15 protein-coding genes and 1 pseudogene are annotated in these 18,912 nt (G+C 71.5%); 11 read left to right on the top strand and 5 right to left on the bottom strand.

Going from position 1 to position 18,912, the window contains the following annotated elements:
• Positions 1-158: 158 nt before the first annotated feature.
• Entirely contained in the window at positions 159-632 is a 474-nt protein-coding gene (locus ACFXHB_RS21785) for a hypothetical protein (protein ID WP_380576245.1), read from the bottom strand.
• A gap of 259 nt (positions 633-891) precedes the next feature.
• On the opposite strand from ACFXHB_RS21785, the gene ctaD reads away from it, so the two are divergent.
• The 4 genes and pseudogenes from ctaD to ACFXHB_RS21765 form a co-directional block, all read left to right on the top strand.
• Complete coding sequence (ctaD, locus tag ACFXHB_RS21780) at positions 892-2,610, top strand: cytochrome c oxidase subunit I (protein WP_380576244.1); 1,719 nt, start codon at positions 892-894, stop codon at positions 2,608-2,610.
• Between the two features lie 89 nt (positions 2,611-2,699).
• Positions 2,700-3,125, top strand: coding sequence for a BlaI/MecI/CopY family transcriptional regulator (locus ACFXHB_RS21775; protein ID WP_380576243.1), 426 nt, complete (start codon positions 2,700-2,702; stop codon positions 3,123-3,125).
• A 3-nt stretch (positions 3,126-3,128) separates the two neighbouring features.
• Positions 3,129-4,118, top strand: coding sequence for a M56 family metallopeptidase (locus ACFXHB_RS21770; protein ID WP_380576242.1), 990 nt, complete (start codon positions 3,129-3,131; stop codon positions 4,116-4,118).
• Positions 4,119-4,258: 140 nt separating this feature from the next.
• A pseudogene (locus ACFXHB_RS21765) lies at positions 4,259-4,402 on the top strand (YccF domain-containing protein); the annotation flags it as partial.
• On the opposite strand, the gene ACFXHB_RS21760 reads toward ACFXHB_RS21765, so the two are convergent.
• Complete coding sequence (locus tag ACFXHB_RS21760) at positions 4,365-6,245, bottom strand: recombinase family protein (RefSeq protein ID WP_380576241.1); 1,881 nt, start codon at positions 6,243-6,245, stop codon at positions 4,365-4,367. The pseudogene ACFXHB_RS21765 and the gene ACFXHB_RS21760 overlap by 38 nt on opposite strands.
• An 865-nt stretch (positions 6,246-7,110) precedes the next feature.
• Positions 7,111-7,683: a helix-turn-helix domain-containing protein gene (locus ACFXHB_RS21755; RefSeq protein WP_380576240.1), complete on the bottom strand. Its 573-nt coding sequence runs from the start codon at positions 7,681-7,683 to the stop codon at positions 7,111-7,113.
• 182 nt (positions 7,684-7,865) lie between these two features.
• Here ACFXHB_RS21755 and ACFXHB_RS21750 point away from each other — a divergent pair, with 182 nt between their 5' ends.
• The 6 genes from ACFXHB_RS21750 to ACFXHB_RS21725 all read left to right on the top strand — a co-directional run bounded on the left by ACFXHB_RS21750 (position 7,866) and on the right by ACFXHB_RS21725 (position 16,157).
• Positions 7,866-8,870 (top strand): DUF2637 domain-containing protein, encoded by a 1,005-nt coding sequence (locus tag ACFXHB_RS21750; protein WP_380576239.1) that lies wholly within the window; start codon positions 7,866-7,868, stop codon positions 8,868-8,870.
• Between the two features lie 462 nt (positions 8,871-9,332).
• Positions 9,333-9,929: a plasmid mobilization protein gene (locus ACFXHB_RS21745; protein WP_380576238.1), complete on the top strand. Its 597-nt coding sequence runs from the start codon at positions 9,333-9,335 to the stop codon at positions 9,927-9,929.
• Positions 9,926-11,680, top strand: a complete 1,755-nt coding sequence (locus tag ACFXHB_RS21740; protein WP_380576237.1) for a relaxase/mobilization nuclease domain-containing protein — start codon at positions 9,926-9,928, stop codon at positions 11,678-11,680. The genes ACFXHB_RS21745 and ACFXHB_RS21740 overlap by 4 nt, the downstream gene beginning before the upstream one ends.
• Before the next feature lie 136 nt (positions 11,681-11,816).
• Positions 11,817-14,465: an ATP-binding protein gene (locus tag ACFXHB_RS21735; protein WP_380576236.1), complete on the top strand. Its 2,649-nt coding sequence runs from the start codon at positions 11,817-11,819 to the stop codon at positions 14,463-14,465.
• Between the two features lie 154 nt (positions 14,466-14,619).
• A complete protein-coding gene (locus tag ACFXHB_RS21730; protein WP_380576235.1) occupies positions 14,620-14,955 on the top strand; it encodes a hypothetical protein in 336 nt (111 codons plus the stop codon).
• A 236-nt stretch (positions 14,956-15,191) separates the two neighbouring features.
• Positions 15,192-16,157 (top strand): hypothetical protein, encoded by a 966-nt coding sequence (locus ACFXHB_RS21725; RefSeq protein ID WP_380576234.1) that lies wholly within the window; start codon positions 15,192-15,194, stop codon positions 16,155-16,157.
• Positions 16,158-16,190: 33 nt separating this feature from the next.
• Here ACFXHB_RS21725 and ACFXHB_RS21720 read toward each other — a convergent pair whose 3' ends face one another.
• Both ACFXHB_RS21720 and ACFXHB_RS21715 read right to left on the bottom strand, forming a co-directional pair.
• Positions 16,191-17,069, bottom strand: a complete 879-nt coding sequence (locus ACFXHB_RS21720; RefSeq protein WP_380576233.1) for an SUMF1/EgtB/PvdO family nonheme iron enzyme — start codon at positions 17,067-17,069, stop codon at positions 16,191-16,193.
• Between the two features lie 119 nt (positions 17,070-17,188).
• A complete protein-coding gene (locus ACFXHB_RS21715; RefSeq protein WP_380576232.1) occupies positions 17,189-17,962 on the bottom strand; it encodes an aminotransferase class IV family protein in 774 nt (257 codons plus the stop codon).
• Positions 17,963-18,167: 205 nt separating this feature from the next.
• On the opposite strand from ACFXHB_RS21715, the gene ACFXHB_RS21710 reads away from it, so the two are divergent.
• Positions 18,168-18,788, top strand: coding sequence for an ATP-binding protein (locus tag ACFXHB_RS21710; RefSeq protein WP_380576258.1), 621 nt, complete (start codon positions 18,168-18,170; stop codon positions 18,786-18,788).
• Positions 18,789-18,912 lie beyond the last annotated feature (124 nt).

Genomic DNA, 18,912 nt, shown 5'->3' with positions numbered 1-18,912 from the left:
GTGTCGTGTTCGCCCTCCCGCTCCCCCCCCGCGGGGGGGTCCGGGGGGGGGGGGGCCCCGGCCCCCCCGGGGGGGCCGGGCCCGCCCCCGCCCCCCCCCCCGCGCCCGCACCGGTCAGGCGGTACGGGCGCGGCGGCGGGGGCGGTGTCCCGCCCGGGTCAGGACACTTCGTCGATCGGACGGTAGACGCAGAGCGCCCAGATGATGAAGACGTCCAGGGCGATCACCACGATCGACCAGAGCGGGTAGTACGGCATGGCCAGGAAGCTGTCGACGGCGCTCACCGCGGTGAGGAACACACCCGCGTAGCGGGCCCAGGCGGCGCCCATCAGGACGAAGGCGCCGACCACCGCGACCAGCACGCCGACGACGATGTGGATCCAGCCCCACCCGGTCAGGTCGAACCGGAACACGTAGCGCGGGGTCGTGACGAAGACGTCGTCGTCGGCGACGGCCATGATGCCCCGCATCGCCTCCATGAAGCCGTTGATGAGCATCAGGACACCCGCGAACATCACCAGTCCGGGAGCCCAGTCGCCGAACTTGTTGACCGACGTCGGCGGTGGCGGTGCCCCGGTGCCGGAACGCCAGGGCGGGGGCTGGTCGGGGGTGGGCGACGACGGGCTGCTCATGGTTCCTCCTGGGCCGTAGCCGGCCGGCGGCAGGGCGCGGCCGGCAGCCGAACAGGCGTACGGAAAGGGGTACGGACTTCGACCGTCCGCCGGGGCGCGGCGCCGGGCAACCGGGCCGCGCCTGTTCGGGTGACGCTCCCCGCGCGCCCCCGGCGGGCCGGGAGGACGGCTGGTAGTGGTTGTCCGACTGCTGTCCGGGACCGGGCCGGCCGCCCCGGCGGGCTCGGCCGCGGCCCGCCCCGAGCACGGAAGGCGCCGCGTGACTCTTCTGCCGAAGGACATCGTGGAGCAGGCCCCGCACCGGTCGCGCACACCGCGGTGGGACCGCCGGCGGGCGGCCGCCCGCCGACGGCGCGGTCGGGCCCTGGTGGGCTGGCTGACCACCACCGACCACAAGCGGATCGGCACCCTCTACATCACCACCGCGTTCCTGTTCTTCCTGGCCGGCGGGCTGATGGCGATGCTGATGCGGATCGAGCTGGCCCGGCCGGGGCTGCAACTGCTCTCCAACGAGCAGTTCAACCAGCTCTTCACGATGCACGGCACGGTCATGCTGCTGATGTTCGCGACCCCGTTGTTCGCCGGTTTCGCGAACTGGATCATGCCGCTGCAGATCGGCGCGCCCGACGTGGCCTTCCCCCGGCTGAACGCCCTCGCCTACTGGCTCTACCTGTTCGGCTCGCTGATCGCGCTCTTCGCCTTCCTCACCCCGGACGGCGCGGCCGACTTCGGCTGGTTCGCCTACGCGCCGCTGAACAGCGTCGAGCGCAGCCCGGGCCTCGGGGCGGACCTGTGGATCATGGGGCTGGCCCTCTCCGGCTTCGGGACCATCCTCGGCTCGGTCAACTTCATCACCACGATCGTCTGCTTCCGCGCCCCCGGGATGACGATGTTCCGGATGCCGATCTTCGTCTGGAACATCCTGCTGACGGCCGTCCTGGTGCTGTTCGCCTTCCCGGTGCTCGCGGCGGCGCTGCTCTGCCTGGAGTCGGACCGCAAGTTCGGCTCGCACGTCTTCGACGCCGCCAACGGCGGGGCGATGCTCTGGCAGCACCTGTTCTGGTTCTTCGGGCACCCGGAGGTCTACATCATCGCGCTGCCGTTCTTCGGCATCGTCACCGAGATCATCCCGGTCTTCAGCCGCAAGCCGGTCTTCGGCTACTCCGGCCTGATCGCCGCCACCATCGCCATCACCGGCCTGTCGATCACGGTCTGGGCGCACCACATGTTCGTCACCGGGCAGGTGCTGCTGCCGTTCTTCTCGATCATGACGATGCTGATCGCCGTCCCGACCGGGGTGAAGTTCTTCAACTGGATCGGCACCATGTGGAAGGGCTCGCTGAGCTTCGAGACGCCGATGCTCTGGACGGTCGGCTTCCTGGTCACCTTCCTCTTCGGCGGGCTGACCGGTGTGCTGCTGGCGGCGCCGCCGATCGACTTCCACGTCTCGGACTCGTACTTCGTCGTCGCCCACTTCCACTACGTGGTCTTCGGCACCGTCGTCTTCGCGATGTTCGCCGGCTTCCACTTCTGGTGGCCCAAGTTCACCGGGCGGATGCTGGACGAGCGGCTGGGCCGGATGCACTTCTGGACGCTCTTCGTCGGCTTCCACGCCACCTTCCTGGTGCAGCACTGGCTGGGCGCCGAGGGCATGCCCCGCCGCTACGCCGACTACCTGGCCTCGGACGGCTTCACCACGCTGAACACCGTCTCCAGCATCGGCTCCTTCCTGCTCGGCATCTCCACCCTGCCGTTCCTCTACAACGTCTGGCACACCGCGCGGTACGGCCGCGAGGTCGAGCTGGACGACCCGTGGGGCTACGGGCGGTCACTGGAGTGGGCGACCTCCTGCCCGCCACCGCGGCACAACTTCGTCACGCTGCCCCGGATCCGCTCGGAGTCCCCGGCGTTCGACCTGCACCACCCCGAGATCGCCGCACTGGACCGGCGGGAGAACGCGCGCGAGCCGCTCGGCTGAGCGGGCCGGCGGGCGGCCGGTGCCCGCTCGTTAGGATGAGAACGCGTCCCGCCGGCTGCGGGGCGCGGCATCCGGAGGGAGTGGCCGTCATGGCAGAGGAGAGGCACGCCCCGGCGGCCGGGGACCCGCGGGCCCGGCGACGCGGCCAGGGCGAGCTGGAGGCCCAGGTGCTGGCGGTCCTCCAGCGGGCGCCCGGCCCGGCCACCGCGGTGTGGGTGCAGGAGCGCCTGGACGGCGGCCTGGCCTACACCACCGTGATGACCATCCTGTCCCGGCTGCACGCCAAGAAGGCCGTCTCGCGGACCCGTTCGGGCCGCTCCTACCTCTGGCAGGCGTCCTCCGACGCGGCCGGGCTGGCCGCGCTGCGGATGCGCCGGATGCTCGACGGCGAGCCGGACCGGGACGCCGTCCTGGCCAGCTTCGTCACCGCGCTGCTCCCGCACGACGAGGAGCTGCTGCGGACGCTGCTGGACAGCGCCGGTGCCGATCCGGCAGTGGCCGACCGCGAGAGCTGAACCGTGGGCGTCTTCGTCTTCCTCCCGCTCATCCTGCCGCTGACGGCGGTGCCGATCGCCCGGCTCGCCGAGCAGCACCTGCATCCGCGCGGGGCGGCCCGGCTGCTGACCGTGATCAGCGCGGTGATGGCGCTGTGCAGTGCCGTCTGCCTCGGCCTGACCGGGGTGGTGGGCACCGCCCAGATCCCGGGCAACCCGCTGCCCGACAGCTGGTCCGACCCGGAGGTGCGGGCGGCGCTGCCGTACCACGAGACGGTCGGGACGGCGGCGATCTGCGTCCTGGCGGTGGTGGCCGGGGCCTGCCTGCGCACGGTGGTGCGGCACCTGCGGATCCGGGCCCGGGCCCGCCGGGCCCTCGGCCGCGAGCTGGGGGGCGCGGCCGGGTACGGATTCGCGGCGGCCCCCGAGGGCGGGCTCGCGGAGGATCTCGTGGTCCTGCCGGACGAGCGGCCGTACGCGTACGCGCTGCCCGGCTCGCCGGGGCGGGTGGTGGTCTCCACCGGGATGCTCGCCGGGCTGGCGGCCGACGAGCGGGAGGCGCTGCTCGCGCACGAGCGGGCGCATCTGGAGCACCGGCACCACCGGTATCTGCTGATCACTCAACTCGCGGGCTGCGTGAACCCGTTCCTGCGGCCGTTGCAGCAGGCGGTGGCGTACGGCGCGGAGCGGTGGGCGGACGAGGAGTCGGCCCAGGCGGTCGGCGACCGGCGGATCACGGCGCGGGCGGTGGCCCGGGCGGCGCTGGTCTCGCACCGGGCACCGGCCCCCGGGTTCGCCGCCTTCGCCGCGCCGGGGGCGGTGCCCGGCCCGGTGCCGCGCCGGGTGGCCGCGCTGCTCGGCCCGGTGCCGTCCTCGCGGAACTGGCCGCCGGCGCACTCCCGGGCGGGCCTCGCGGCGATGGTGGCGGCGATCGGTACGGCGGCTTCGGCGCTCTGCGCGCTCAACGCGGCGGTGGCGTTGCTGCTGGTGCTGAAGGCCGTCACCCCGCTGTAGCGCGCGCCGGTCCGCCCCGTCACGGCGGGTACCCGCGCGGCCGCTCCCCGCCCCCGGCCCGCCGGTGCGGCGTAGACACGCCCCCCAGCGGGCATGGCAGGTCATAGGGGCCGGCCGTCCGTCGTGAGAGGGTGCCCACCATGAAGGTGATCGAGTTCGTCCTGAACGCCATCTGGTTGATCTTCTGCGGCATCTGGATGGCGATCGGCTATGTCATCGCCGGCATCATCTGCTGCGTCCTCATCATCACGATCCCCTTCGGGACCGCTCTTCGTCGCTCAGCATCACGCGGGGATCGACCCGGCCTTCGATTCGCATAGGCGGCAGGAGGTCGACCTCGGGCAGCAGCACTCGTTCCACCTTCGCGAGCGCCTTGTCCATCTCAGCCCAAATTCCCTGCTTCACCCACTCGTTGAAGTACTTCGAGGCGGTGCTCGTTGAGCCGTACTCTTCGCGGAGCGTCGGCCAGGAACCGCCGGTTCGGGCCTTGGCGAAGATCGCGTCGACCGAGTGACGGACGCGGTCGCGTCGGCCGGCCGGGAGCAGGTGGGAGACCACCGCCCACTGCTCGTCCGACAGGTCGGCCGCAGCGACGTTCACTCCGGCCGCCTTGTACCAGGACTGCACGGTGCAGACGTGGCCTCCGGCTCGAGCCGGAACCGGCCCCTCGATGAACACCTTCACGTCGAGCAGACCGAGCACCTCGCTCTGCTCCTCCAGCTTCATGCCCACCAGCTGATGCTGAGCCAGGTTGGCCAGCGCCTTGAGGTCACGGGCCCGGCGGTCGGCCTCCTCGACCTCGGCCAGCCAGGCGGCGGCCTCGGCGCGCATTTCCTCCAGCTGCTGCAGCTCCTCGTTGAGGGCCGTCGTCGCGGTGGCGATGGCGTCCGCGGACTGCTGTTGCTTGGCGGCAGCCACGATCACGGCGGCGATGGACGCCTTCATGGCGTCGATCTGCCGGTCCAGGCTGGCGATCCGTTCGGCGTGCGCCTCCTGATCGCCGTCGGACATGCCGACCCACTCGGTGGCCAGTGCCTCCAGCTTCCGCGAGTCGCTGAGCAGGGTGACGACCTCCGACCAGACGCGCTCCTCCACCGCCTCGGCGTCCACGTACGAGCAGTCGCAAACCCCCTGGCCAGGCACGGTGTCGGCCTTGCCGCTGCAGCGATAGTTGCGACGACCGTACGAGAGGGACTCGCGGCTGATGCCGGTGTACGACGCCTTGCAGAGGCCGATCAGTCGACCCGTGAGCGGGTAGACCGCTCGGTTGCGGCTGCTGGTCTTCGCGCGGGCTGCGACCTTCCGGCGGAGCGTGGCGGCTTCGTCCTCGGAGAGGATGCGGGGGAGCGTGATCGTCACCGACTCGCCCCACAGCGGCCTGCCGTCAGTGTCGGTCTTGGCGTGCGCGCCGCGGAAGATCAGCTCGGCGTCGAGCACCGCCCGGGACATGACCCGATCGCGGAGATTGGCCACCGACCACGGACGTCCCGAACGGCAGGTGATCCCCTCGGCGTTGAGCCGGATGGCGGCCTGCCGCAGGTTCAGCCCTTCGATCACCACCATGTCGTGGACGCGCTGCACGACTGCGCGCTCGGCTTCGTCGACGACCAGCCGCGACTCGCCCTTGATGCCCTTCGCCTCGATCCGGTAGCCGTACGGGGGTCGGCCGCCGATGTGGGGCGAGCCGGGGTCCTCGGCCTTCTCCTGGAGGCCGCCCTGGGTGCGCGATCGGATGTTCTCCCACTCGGTCTCGGCGTAGTCGGCCTCCCGTCGCATCTGCGCCCGGCCCTCGGGGGTGGTGTTGTCGATGTTCCGGTTGGTGATGGCGACGAATATCCCCATGTCCTCCAGCGCCCAGACCCAGCGCCAGAAGGCCCGGCCGACACGGCCGATGCGGTCACCCTTCTCCACCACGACGAGGTCGAACTCACCCAGCTTGGCCCGCTCCATCAGCCGGTCGAAGTCCGGCCGCTCGCCCATCTCCTTGGAGCCGGAGACTCCCTCGTCCTTGTACGTGCCGACGTGGTCCCAGCCCTTGTTCGCGATGTGGCGGCTGTTCTTGCGCGCCTGGCTGGCGATGCCGTAGCCGAGTTTCTGTTCCTCGGTGCTCACCCGGAGGTAGTCCACGGCCCGGAGGGTGCGCGGCGTCGTGGCGCGGGCGACCGTAGCGGTTGCGGCACGTAGGCGTGTGCTTGGATTCGTCACGTCGACTCCTAGACAGTCGGCCGGCCCCGGCGACGGTTGCAGCCGTCGCCGGGGCACTCAATGTGGCGCGAGGGTATGCGAATTACTTGCGGCTTGCTGCGGTTTTCGCGTGAGCGCGAGGACTTGCGGGGCGCGGACCGAACAGCAGGCGCAGGAGGCGGACGCGCTCGGCTGGGGTCAGATCGGCTCCCTGCGACCATGTCACGGAGATCGTGGGCTGCTGGGTGCCCGCAGGGCGATTGCCCATGTGCGGCCGGCCGATCGAGGGGGCAGCGCCGGTGAGGCACTTCAGCTGAGGAGGCTGGGCGTTGGTGATGGGACTCCTTGGACAGCGGAAACGGGGGAGGGGGAGGGGGAGGCGGATGGCCTCGATGGGGGTGATGGCGATGCGGCCTTGTCCAGGCAGATGGCAGGCCAGAGAAGCTGCGGCCGGTTCGAGGTGAGACGGCGTCCCGGGACGGCGGCAGCTGGGGAAGACCGTCAGATTGGTCTGGGTACTCCGGCGGTGAGCGCCGGGGGCGTGGAGGTGCGCCGCGACTGTGACGGCGGGGTCGTCCCGCGAGACGAGACCAGGAGCCGAGTGATGAGGCCCTGGTGCGTGGTGGGCGGCATTTCGCTTCCTCTCTCGACGGCTGGTGGGGGGAGGGCCGCGGCGGGGTCGATGGTTATGGGCCGGAGTTGGCGGCGGGCCGCGTTGGTGATCGGCGGCTTGGGTGGTGTCGGCACTGTAGGTGGTGTCCGGCCCGGAACCTAGAACGATCTTGATCGGTCTCGGGTCGGTCGGGGGTTACTCCTTGGGTGTGGGGTCCGACGGCTGATCTGCCTGTGGTTCGGCCTGATGGAAGGTCGGGTAGCGCAAGAAGACCATGGGGCTCTCGCGGACGGGGCCGCGTCGGCGGTTCTCCTCGGTGAGGGCGCGGGCGATGCGGTTGTTCAGCTCCTTGGCGTGTTGGGGGAACAGCGCGCTGTACTGGTCGACGGCCTTGAACGCCGAGCTGGTGCTCTGCATGAGGTCGAGCAGGAAGCGGTATCTGGCGACGACCTCGGTGGTGAGCTGGGTGATGTGCTTGTCGGCGGAGGACCCGGGCGGGCCGAGGAACTCCTCCAGGGTGAGGCCGAAGACCTTGGCGAAGCCGATCGCCTCGTCGAGGTTGATCCGCCGCCGGGGCTCGCCGTTCTCGATTCGCCAGACCGAGGACTGGTTGATCGGGCAGCCGGCGGCGGTCATGCGCTTGGCGAGCTCGCCGGTGCTCCAGCCCAGGTGCTCGCGTTCCAGGCGGACCCGCTCGGCGGCGTGCTCCTCGCTGAGCGCGGGGGCGGCCGCTGGGGAACCGTCCGGCTGGACTGGCTGGTCGGACATCCTATTCACCTCGCTTCGCATTGCGATCGTTTTTGCATGGGGACTGGAGGGGATGCTACGTTCATTCGCCTCGGATTGCAAGTCGATTCGAATCGCATCGTCCCCGATCTCTGGAGCCCACCACGACCACCACCGCACCGATACTTCCCGCTCACGCCGCGCCCCGTGTCCGCGCTGCCCGGGTGACCTTCTGGGACCGTCTCGCCGTCGCACTGATCGGCGCGGCCGGGTTCGCCCTGTCCTTCGACGCCCTGCGGCAGATGGCCGTCGCGATCCACGTACGCGGCCCGCTGACCTACGTCTTCCCGTTCACCGTGGACGGGTTCATCGCCTACGGCGTGCGCGCCCTGCTCGTCCTGCGCGCCGCCCCGTGGCCGGCTCGCGTCTACGCCTGGTGCCTGTTCGCCGGCGCGACCGGCGCCAGTGTGTGGGCCAACGCCCTGCACGCCGTACGCCTGAACCAGACGCTCGACCACGGCGACGGCCTGCAACTCGGCGACGGCGTCGTCGGCGCGCTGTCCACCCTCTCTCCGCTCGCCCTCGGCGGCGCGGTCCACCTCTACATCCTCATCGCCCGCCACGCCCCCACCCCGCCGTCGACCCACTCCGCACCGTCCGACGGGACCTCCATCCACCCCGCACCGTCCGACGGGACCTCCATCCACCCCGCACCGTCCGACTCGGCCGGTCCGGCCAGCCCCACGACGCGGTCCACCGGCACTGGACCGTCCGGTCCGGCATCGGCCGACTGCGGACCGCCCGTCTCGCCGGACCGGACCGGTGGTGACCGGACCGGTGGTCCGGACGTTTCCGAAATCGATCTGGAAGCCGGCCGCCGTTCGTCCGGCGACACCGTCGCCGGTCCGGACCGGTGGCCGGCAGAACTTCCCCTCGCCGAGTCGCGGACCGCGGACCGGCTTCCGGAACCTGACAGCGCGCGGCTTCCTGGAAGCGACGGCGGTCCGGCTCGGCGGACAGGACGGCCTCCGGGCGCTTCGATGGACCAACTGCTGGAGATCAGCCGTCCGGCGGTCCGGGCGCACGGCCGTCCCAGCCGTCCGGTCGTCGAACGTGCGGTCCGCGAGGCCGACCTGCCGCTCGGCAGCACCCGCCTCACGGTCCTGATGGACGAACTCCGCAAGGAGTTCCCGGACGACCCGGTCCGCGAGCACCCGCCGGTCGACTGACCCGTCCCCGGTGACCGACCCGGCCGGTCCGCTCGGTCCGGTCGGACTTCTGCCGATGGGCAGAAGTCCTGGTGACCGGTCCAGTCCGCAGTGGCCCGGTACGGACGGGACCGGAATCCTCCAGGGCACGCACCGGACCGGACCGGACCGACCGGTCCGGAAGTGTCCCCGCCTTCCGGTCCAGTCCGGAACCGCCCGGGCTGTGAACCGGACCGGCCTCCCTCTCCGAGCGCCCACCGGACCGTTCCCGCCGGACCGGGAAGAGGTCCCTTCCACCCCCGAAGTCCGGCACCGCCGAGCCGGGTGCCGTCCGGACACTGCTCACCTCGACCCCAGCATCCCCGGGAGCATCCCCTGACCGACACCCGTCCCGCACCGCACACCCACACGACCGGCGCCGTAACCTGGCCCGCCCGCAACGCAGGCGACCACCCCCAGGCCAACAGCGGAGCAAGCGAGTGCGTGCGAGGCCCCTACGGGGCCACGCACGCGGACGCCCACGCCCAGGGGGGCGTGGACGTGCCGGTGCTGCCGAGGGCGGCAGCACCGGAGCTTCACCGCGAGGGCGCGGCGAAGCAGGAGGAGACGCCCGCCGTCGAGCCTCACGCGCCCGCCCGAACCGAGCGTGCTTCGCGTGCCGCCGCGCGCCGTCCCAAGCGCCGCCGACGTGACAACGAGAACCCGAAGACGAAGAAGCTCGGCTTCCGCTGCACCGCGGAGCGAGCAGCGCAGATCAAGCGGCTCGCGCAGGAGGCCGGCCTGAACGTGGCCGACTACCTGGAGCGCCAGGCCCTGACCCCGGGTGGCGCCGGAACGGTGACCCGGGACGAGCAGCTGGACGAGGCCGTGCGGGCGCTCGATAAGGCGCGGTTCCAGGTCGGCCGGGTCGGCGTCAACGCCAACCAGATCGCCTTCCAGCTCAACGCCCAGCTCGGCATCGACCACGGCCCGGCGCAGGCCACCCTGGAGAAGGCCAGGAAGGTGCTGGCCGAGGCCCGCCGGGCTGCAGCCCAGGTCGACGCCACGGCGATGCGTGTGGCGAAGGCCGCCCGCCGGTGATCACCACGGCCCGCTCCGGCAGGAACACGCTGAAGGCGCTGGAGTACCTGTACGGTCCGGGCCGGCGCAACGAGCACACCGACCCGCACCTCGTCGCATCCTGGGACGGCTTCGCCCCCGACCCGGGCCGCGACCGGGAGGCCACCCTCGCTCAGCTGCGGGACGCCCTCGACCTGCACGTAGTCCGCTACGGCCGGCCGGTCGCCAAGCACGTCTACCACCGCATGGTCCGCGCCGACCCCGGCGACCGGGACCTGAGCGACGAGGAATGGGGCACCATCGCCCGCCGGGTCGTGGCCGCCGCCGGCATCGCCCCCGACGGCGATCCGGACGGCTGCCGCTGGGTCGCGGTTCACCACGGCGACAATCACATCCACATCCTCGCCACCACGGTTCGCGCCGACCTGACCCAGGCGCGCCTGCGGGGCGACCAGTACCGGACGGAGACCGAGCTCACCAGGATCGAGCGGCAGTACGGGCTCAAGGACTGGTCCGAAACCCGCACACCGGAGTACCGGGCCGCGATCCCCAAGCGCGCCAAGGGCCCTGAGCTGCGCAAGGCGGAGCGGCTGGGCCAGGAGGAGACCGGGCGGGCCCGGCTGCGGACCGGTGTGCGCCGGGCTCTTGCCGGCGCCGCGGGCGAGGAGGAGTTCCTCGCTCGCCTCACCGCGCAGGGCATCGAGTTCGAGGTCCGCCGGCTACCTTCCGGTGACGCCAGGGGCTACAAGTTCGTCCTGCCCACCAGCGGTCCGGGTGGTCCGGTGTGGTTCTCCGGCAGCCAGCTCGCCGCAGACCTCACCCTGCCCAAGATCCACGAGCGCTTCGCCACCGGCGTCGACGAACCCGCACCCAGCCGCCGGGGTGGCCCGGGGCGTCCGGCCACGGCCCGGTACCGGGCCAGCACCAGCGTCGACCACGCGACTGCCACCATCGACGACGAGCCCCGGGTCGACCAGGTCGCCGCGGTGGTCAGCGGCACGATCGAGGTCCTCGACACCCTCGCACCCACCAGTCCCGTCCTGTCCAGGAAGGAGATCAACCAGGCCGCCCGCGCCCTGGAGTACACCGCCGTCGCCCGCACCCGCGCCGCCCGCAGCGACCAGCGGGCAATGCGCTCGGCCGCCCGCGAACTCCTCTACACCGGCTCCGGCAACGGCGGCCGGGGCGACGAGGGCACCGCCACCGCCACGATCCTGGCCAGCCTGGTCCTGCTCGCGATCGTCATCGCCAAGTGGCACGCCGCCCAAGGGCACCGGCGCCAGGCCGAGGCCGCGCACACCGCGGCAGCGCACCTGCGCACCGCCTACGGCCGGCATGCCGGGCGCCCGCTCGCCGTGCTCGACACCCGAGGGCGCCAGCTTCCGGAGCCGGTCCTCGACCGGCACGAGACGGCGCTGCGGCAGGCGTTGCCCGCCGACCAGGCCGTCCGGGTGCTCGCCGAGGACGGCTGGGCGGCACTCGCGGCCACCCTCGCCGAAGCCGAACAAGCGGGGCACGACGTGCAGGCCCTGCTTTCCCGGGCCGCCGGGCAACGCGATCTGGCCGACGCCGACTCGCCCGCCGCCGTGCTCACCTGGCGCATCCGGCGCAACAGCCGCCTCCCGGCCCCGGTGCCGAAGGCCACGGCGGAGGACCGCCGCACCAGCGCGGCCCGCTCCAGGAGCGCCACCGGCCACACCACCACACCGGCGGGCACGACTGCCCAGCCGCCCCGGCCGCCCGCACCCGACCAGGCACGCCGAACGCGGTGACCAACCGGCGGGCGGGTCCGCGCACCGTGCCCGCCCTGCTGATCACGTCCTTCCCTCCCCCGCCGCCGAGCCGCCTGGGAGGGAAGGCGGCCCCACCCACTCCCATGTCCGTCACACCCCTTTTGGAGACAGCTACTTGAGTTCCCTCCCGGTCATCGAGCGCACCGTGTTCTCGACGTCCCGCACCGCCGAGTTCCTGGACCCGCGGGCCCTGCAGTCCCAGACCGGACAGCCCCGCGCGAGGTTCGGCGACGTCGTGATCAAGGAACTGCTCGACAACGCCCTCGACGCGGCGGAGTCCGCGCGCGTGCGCCCGGAGATCGGCCTCGCGGTGTCGTGGGCCGAGGGTGTGGCGCGGGTGTGCGTGACGGACAACGGCCCCGGCATGCCGGAAGAGGTGGTCGAGCGGATCCTGGACTTCACCTGCAACGTCTCCGACAAGGAGAGCCTGCGCTCGCCGACCCGCGGCATGCAGGGCAACGCCCTCAAGACCCTGCTCGGCATCCCCCACGCCCTCGGCGTCACCACACCGGTGGTCATCGAGGCACACGGGGTGCGGCACGAGATCGCCGTCTGCGCCGACCCGTCGGGCGATGTCGCCACCCGCCACACCAAGGCCCCCACCGGCCGTACCACCGGCACCTCGGTCACCGTGCCGCTGCCCGCCGACCTGGTCACCGGCGAGAAGGCGGCCGGCTGGCTGCAAAAGTTCGCCCTCGTGAACCCGCACGCCCGCCTCGTTGACCACGCTCAGGCCGGTGGTCGAGAGGGTGCCGGAATTTACGAGCCCACCGCCCAGCCGGGGTGGCGCAAGCCTCTGCCGACCGATCCGACCAGCGCACACCACTACGACGAGCCGGCGATGACGAAGCTGGTCTTCGCCCACATCCGCGAGCACCGCCAGGGTGGCGCGGACCGGACGGTCCGGGCGTTCACCAACACCTTCACGGGCCTGACCGGCTCGGCCAAGGCCAAGCACGTCGCCGACCAGGTCCCCCAGGTCACGCACCTGTCCGGGTTCGAGGAGAACCCGGACCAGGTGCCGGTGCTGCTGGCCGCGATGAAGCAGCACAGCAAGCTGCCCACGCCCTCCTACCTCGGCCAGGTGTCCCGCGACCACTACACCCATGTCCTCGACCAGGCGTTCGGCGTCGAGGAGGCATGGTTCGCGCGCAAGCAGCTGACCGACAAGGCCGGCGTCCCGTGGAGCATCGAGGTCACGCTCGCCCGCACGAAGCGCCCCGGCACCGTCGCCTTCGCGGTGAACTACTCGGTGACGTTCGGCGACCCGCTGGCCCACACCCACCTGGTCGGCGACCAGGTCGACAGCGTCGGGGTGGGCTCGTTCCTGGCCCAGGCCGACGCCGCCCCCGGCCCGGGCAACCAGTTCCGGCGGGCCGCCATCGTCCATCTGGTCTGCCCGGTCCCGCAGTTCACCGACAAGGGCAAGACCGTCCTCGTCGTCCCCCGCGAGGTCGCCGACGCCTGCGCGAAGGCCCTCACCGAGGCAACCCGGGTACTGCTCAAGGACAAGCGCTCCCGCCAGAGTGCGGACCGGCGCGAGCTGCGGGCAGCGCTGCGGGACCACAAGGCGCACACCGCCACCCAGGCCGCGCCGAAGGTGTCGAAGAAGGACGCCGTGTTCACGGTCCTGCGCGAGGCCATCGGCCAGGCCCGCGGCGCCGAGGGCCTGTCGTTCTCCTCCCACACCCTCTTCTACAAGATCCGCCCGCTCGCGCTGAAGCTCCTGCCCGCCGCCAGCAAGCTCAAGGCCCCCTACGTCGAGCAGAAGCTGATCCCCGACTGGGAGCGCGAGAACGGGCCGATCCAGGGCCTCTACCGCGAGCCCCGCGGAACCCTCCACCACCCCCACGACCCCGCCGGGATCCGGGACGTGCGCCTGGGCACCCGCGAGGTCCAGCAGTACGTCCCGCCGCAGTGGAGCTACAACAAGATCCTCGTCATCGAGAAGACCGGCCTGTGGCCGCCGGTCCGCGAGTCCGGCATCGCCGAGCAGTACGACATGGCCGTCATCACCAACGAGGGCTACGGCACCGAGGCGTGCCGCGAACTGCTCGCCAAGATGCCCCCCGGCGACGTGCAGATCTTCGTCCTCCACGACGCCGACCCCTACGGCTACAACATCGCCCGCACCCTCGGAGAGGAGACCGCCCGCATGCCCGACCACCGCGTGAAGGTCATCGACCTCGGCCTGAGCGTCGACGACGCCATCGCCAAGGGCCTGGACTCCGAGCCGGACACCCGCGACGCCGCCCTGCCCGCCCGCATCCTGCCCCACCTCACCGACACCGCCCGCGAGTGGTTCACCGGCGCACCCATCGCCTGGCGCCCGAACGGCGAGCCCGCCAAGTGGCGCTACCAGCGTGTCGAACTCAACGCCTTCTCCTCCCCGGAGCTCATCGCCTACATCAAGGAAGGACTCGCCCGCCACCACGCCACCGGCAAGGTCGTACCGCCCGACGACCAGCTGCGGGCCACCGCCCGACAGCGCCTGCACCGAAGCGTCGTCGGGGCCGTCGGTGAGGCGATCGACGCCATGTTCCCCATGGACCGGCTCGTCCGAGCGGTCTGGGCCGGCCTCGACAGCGACCAGGTCACCGACATCGGCCCGGCCGACATCGGCCACCTCCACACCGACCACCCGACCATCTCCTGGGAAGACGCCGTCCACGCCCTCGTCACCCAGCGACTGCGCCACCACCCCCACTTGACCGACCTCGCCCGCCAGGCCGTAGCCGAACTGCAGGTCACAGACGGCCGATAGCCGGCACACCCTACGGCTGCCGCCCCCACCACCAAGGCGGCAGCCGCAGGGTTTGGTGTCGGTTCGGTGTCTTCTCCCGTCATCGGGAAGCATCCCCGCCCGCCGGACGTCGTGTGGTACTTGCAACCGTCACTGACGCTGGAGGGCACCGAACTTGACCAACCCCGCCGACGCCGAACACGACCCCCACCGCACCGAAGTCCTCGCCGTCCCCCACCCCGAACCCCTCAACCCCCGCAGCACCACCATCACCTGCGCGAGGTGCGACGCGGAACGCGACTGGCTCCTGATCCACGTCCAGCCCGACCTCGTCTTCGTCCGCTGCCGCTGCACCCACGAATGGCGCGAACACGACCTGGCGACCGCCCACGTCACTACCGCGTGCGGTGACGACGGCGAGCCCCTGCGGGAGTGGGAGTCGTTCGAGGAGATGTACCGCGGCCTCGGCTTCGACGGACTGCTCGCCGGCACCGTCTGGAACCTCGCCTGAACCGCACGGGGCCGCCGCCGGTGGCGGTGGCCCCGCGGCCACGACCGGCCGGAGCAGGCCAACGCGGTTCTCCAACTGCCCTGCCAGTAGAGGCCGCAGGGTGTGATCGTGATCGCTAGCGATCCTGTCGATCTTCCAGTGGTACGTGTGCTACGTTCGCTGGTCCAACCGAAAACAGGCGACCCCGGCGGTGCTGGTAACACCCCGGGGTCCGGCAACAGGAGTGCGACCTCCCGATGCGTGTCCATCGTAGCGCCCACGTGCGCAATTTCACCGTGCTGCCCAACGCCGTCCTGCAGTACCGACGGCTCTCCTACACCGCCCGCGGTCTGCTTGCCGACCTCCTCTCCCGCCCGGACGGCTGGCGCGAGGACGGCCGGCACATGGCCGACACCAGTCCCCAGGGACGCGGCGCGATCCGCAAGGCCCTGAAGGAGCTGGCCGAGGCCGGCTTCTACCGGGTCGAGAAGATCCGCATGCCCGACGGCACGATCCGCACCGAGACCCACGTCTACGACACCCCGCAGCTCACGGTGCTGCCGGGTGCCACCCGTCCGGTCTCCGGTGAAGCGACCACCGGCGGTGCTGACGCCCTTGTAGTAAAGGACCTGGTGAAAGAACCCTCCCGCCCCGCCGAGCAGGCCGACGAACCGGTCCTCGCCAACGAGCCGCAGGCGAGGACGGGAGGGCGGGCGGAAGACCGCGAGGAGGAGACCGGCGAGCAGCCCGTGGCGGTGCCGGACGAGCAGGTCCGCGAGGCGGTCGCCACGCTGTTCCGGGTGATCCGCCCCGAGCCGCGCCTGCGGCTCGGCCAGGCCGAAGCCGAGGACCTCGCGCCCCTCGTCGCGCGGTGGCTGGAGCACGGCGCGACCCAGGTCGACCTCGCCCAGGCCCTGCTGCCCGGCCTGCCCGCCCCGGTGCACTCGGCGGTCGCGGTGCTCCGCTACCGCCTGGAACGGAAGATGCCGCCCGTCCAGGCGGCTGTACGGCCCGCAGCGGCCCGCTACGCCGAGTGCGCCAAGTGCCACGACCCGGTGCCCCGGCCGGGCATCTGTGGCCCCTGCGCGGGCCTGGCGCCCCGGACGGTCGGGGTCTGCGGCGGCGAGGCTTCCGCCCGCACCGGTGCGGCCCGCGCAAGGGCGGCCCTGCGCGCCGGGAAGCCGGTCGGCTTGGGCTTGGGAGGCCTGGCCACCGCAGGGTAGGTGCCTTCGGGTGCCCGCCGCACCCTCGGGGCGCTACGACATGTCGGGCGGAACGGGGAGGTCCGTCGCGCAGCAGCGGAAGCCTGTGTCGTCGTCCAGCATGGTGGGCGCTGCGTCGTTGAAGGCGGACGGTACGGCGCGGGCGAATGGGCTGGTGAAGGCGCCGGCCTTGAGCTCGTGGCGTCCTGGGGAGGGCTGGTCCTGGCACCACTCCCAGGTGTTCCCGCACAGGTCGTAGACCCCGTACGGGCTGACACCGCTGTGGTAGCAACTGACGGGGGTGGTGGAGGCGAGGCCGCTCTCGCGGCTGTTGCACTTCGCCGGCGTCGGCTGGTCGCCCCACGGGTAGACGTGGCCTCGCGGTCCGCGAGCGGCCTTCTCCCACTGGTGGCTCGTCGGCAAGGTCTTGCCGGCCCATTGCGCATACGCTGCCGCGTCGTCCCAGGTAACGAAGACCACCGGGTGGTCGAGCAGTTCGTCCGGACAGCTCCCGCCCGGCCAGTGCTGGGGCGCGCGGTGCGAGGTGGCCGCGACGAAGCGCGAGTAGTCCCCGTTCGTCACCGGGAAGACGTCGATGTAGTAGCCGGGCAGCCAGACCGGTTCCTTGCCGGGTCCGGCAAGGAACACCCCTGCCTCGACGAGCGCCATCCGCCGGCCGTCGCCCGGATGGCGGAGCTGGTGCTGGCGAGGAAAGGGCAGGCTGTCGTCGCCACCCGGATTGGGTAGCACCGAGGGGGATCCTGCGGTGAGCCGGGCGAAGCGCTCGTGGACCTCAGTCTCCGATGAGGCCAGAGACGTGTCCAGGGCTGCCTGGTTCACCGGCCGGGGTGTGATGCCCGCACCCCGGGCTTCCCACTTGGACACCATCCTGGCGCTGATGCCCAGGTGAGCGGCGAACGATTCGATGCTCATCCGCTTCGCTTGACGCAGCGCCCTGACCTCGGCACCGGTCCATGTTTCTACGGTTGCCACCGCAGCTCTCCCGCCCCCACCGTCGTCGCGCCCCCACGCGTGCGTGCTCGGAGGGACAACTACAGCAGATCACCGGGCAGTTCGTCGTACTCCTTGCGCAGCTGCTCGACGACAGGGTGACTGCTGGGCAGAGTGTGCTCGTTGACGGCGCCGATGGCACGTACCCCGATGCCGATGTTGGTGGCGAACGCGGCGTCGAAGCCGGCAACGTCGGCCAGCCGGACGGCCTGCGTGGTGGACGGGTGGGCTTCGCGCAGGAGCTCCATGGTGGTGCCGACCAGGCAGTCGGCGTCGGGCCAGATGACCTCACCGTCCTTCACGAAGCCGACGTTCCAGGTCCCACCCTCCGAGATGATCGACCCGGCGTCGACGAACAGCGCGTCGTCGAAGCCAGCGCGCTGGGCGGTGCGGCGGTGGCGGAGCGAGCCGAACAGGCCGACGCTCTTCACCGACGGCATGTCGCGCGTGTAGACGACGGACTGAACTCGCATGGGGGGCAGGGGAAGCGGCCCGGCGGGTCGAGTCGTCACAAGGACCTGAGGTTGTGCGTCCGATCCGACGTGCCCGAGATCCAGCGCGGGATCGAAGATCGTCACACGCACCACGCCGGCATCGTCGGTCGGCGCCAGGCGGCGGGCGAGCTCGCGGACGCGGTCCACGTCGAGTTCCGCGTCGAACACGGCCTGGCAGTCACGGGCCAGCCGGGCCATGTGCAGGGCGAGGCCGCGGACGCGACCGTGCTCGACGCGCATCGAGGTGAAGTGGCCGTAGTTGGTCAGGGCAAGCGCCTGGAGAGAGTCCAGGGCGATCGGGGTGCCGTTCAGTTCCGCCATGCGCTCAGCATGGCAGCAGGGCGAGCCGTCGGACCTGGCTTCTCTCAAGCGCGGTGGTCGAAGTTCAGTGGAAGTTCGGCGCCGAGGCAGAGGCAGGACATACCAGGCCGATCACTCAAAGCGTCAACCTGGTCACTCAAAGTTGGCGCCCCTGGCAAGACTGTCCGCTTTCCCTGCTGTCATCTGGGAAGCGCGCGGCTTGCAGGTGGCCTGCAGCCCTTACCCGGCTCCCGACCTGGGAGGAACCGTGTCACAAGCACGCCATGGCTTCAGTCAGTTGGAACTGGCGGACAGACCGAGCCCGGTTGCCTGGGCTCGCCGCCACACGGTCGACGTCCTGGGCCGCTGGCAGGTCCCGCCCGACGTCATCGAGACCGCTCGTCTGCTGGTCTCCGAGCTCGCCACCAACGCCGTCCGGCACTCGAAGAGCGATACGGTCGGTTCGCTGTTCTCGGAGGCATGCCCGGTGCAGACGATCACTTTGGTACTGATGGTCGGCCGTGGCCGGCTCGTCCTCTCGGTGCGGGACAGGGACCGTCGGCCGCCGGTGGTCAAGTCGGTGGGCGAGGACGCGGAGAGCGGCCGGGGGATCTTCCTGGTGGAAGCCCTGAGCGAGCGTTGGGGCTACTACCACCTCCCGGCGGCGGCAGGGAAGATCGTCTGGTCGGAGCTGACGTTGATCGCGCCGGACCTCAAGGTCGGCGCCGAGCATCCCCCGAACCCTTCCGATTCGCCCGCGTCCTGCCACCTGGTCGGGGACCCGAGGCGCGGGCAAGCCCCGCCGCTTCTGACGGCCCGCACTCTCGTCGGCCTTCGGGAGCCCTGAGGCGGACCACAACCATGCCCACCCCGGTGAGCCCATGGGCGAGTGGACGGCACTGGAATCTCCAGCAGTGACGGCTTCTCAGACCGTCCTCGCAGCCCACGCCAACTCGACGGTCAGCGAGTTC

The organism is Kitasatospora sp. NPDC059327 (genome assembly GCF_042752535.1).
In the GTDB taxonomy this organism is placed as follows: Bacteria; Actinomycetota; Actinomycetes; order Streptomycetales; family Streptomycetaceae; genus Kitasatospora.
This window is presented reverse-complemented; position numbering and strand designations above follow the sequence as displayed.

Excerpts from the sequence above, each read along its gene's own strand:
- ACFXHB_RS21720 (WP_380576233.1), bottom strand. The coding sequence starts at position 17,069 with ATGAGCATCGAATCGTTCGCCGCTCACCTGGGCATCAGCGCCAGGATG.
- ACFXHB_RS21755 (WP_380576240.1), bottom strand. The coding sequence starts at position 7,683 with ATGTCCGACCAGCCAGTCCAGCCGGACGGTTCCCCAGCGGCCGCCCCC.
- ACFXHB_RS21725 (WP_380576234.1), top strand. The coding sequence starts at position 15,192 with ATGCGTGTCCATCGTAGCGCCCACGTGCGCAATTTCACCGTGCTGCCC.
- ACFXHB_RS21715 (WP_380576232.1), bottom strand. The coding sequence starts at position 17,962 with ATGGCGGAACTGAACGGCACCCCGATCGCCCTGGACTCTCTCCAGGCG.
- ACFXHB_RS21775 (WP_380576243.1), top strand. The coding sequence starts at position 2,700 with ATGGCAGAGGAGAGGCACGCCCCGGCGGCCGGGGACCCGCGGGCCCGG.
- ACFXHB_RS21785 (WP_380576245.1), bottom strand. The coding sequence starts at position 632 with ATGAGCAGCCCGTCGTCGCCCACCCCCGACCAGCCCCCGCCCTGGCGT.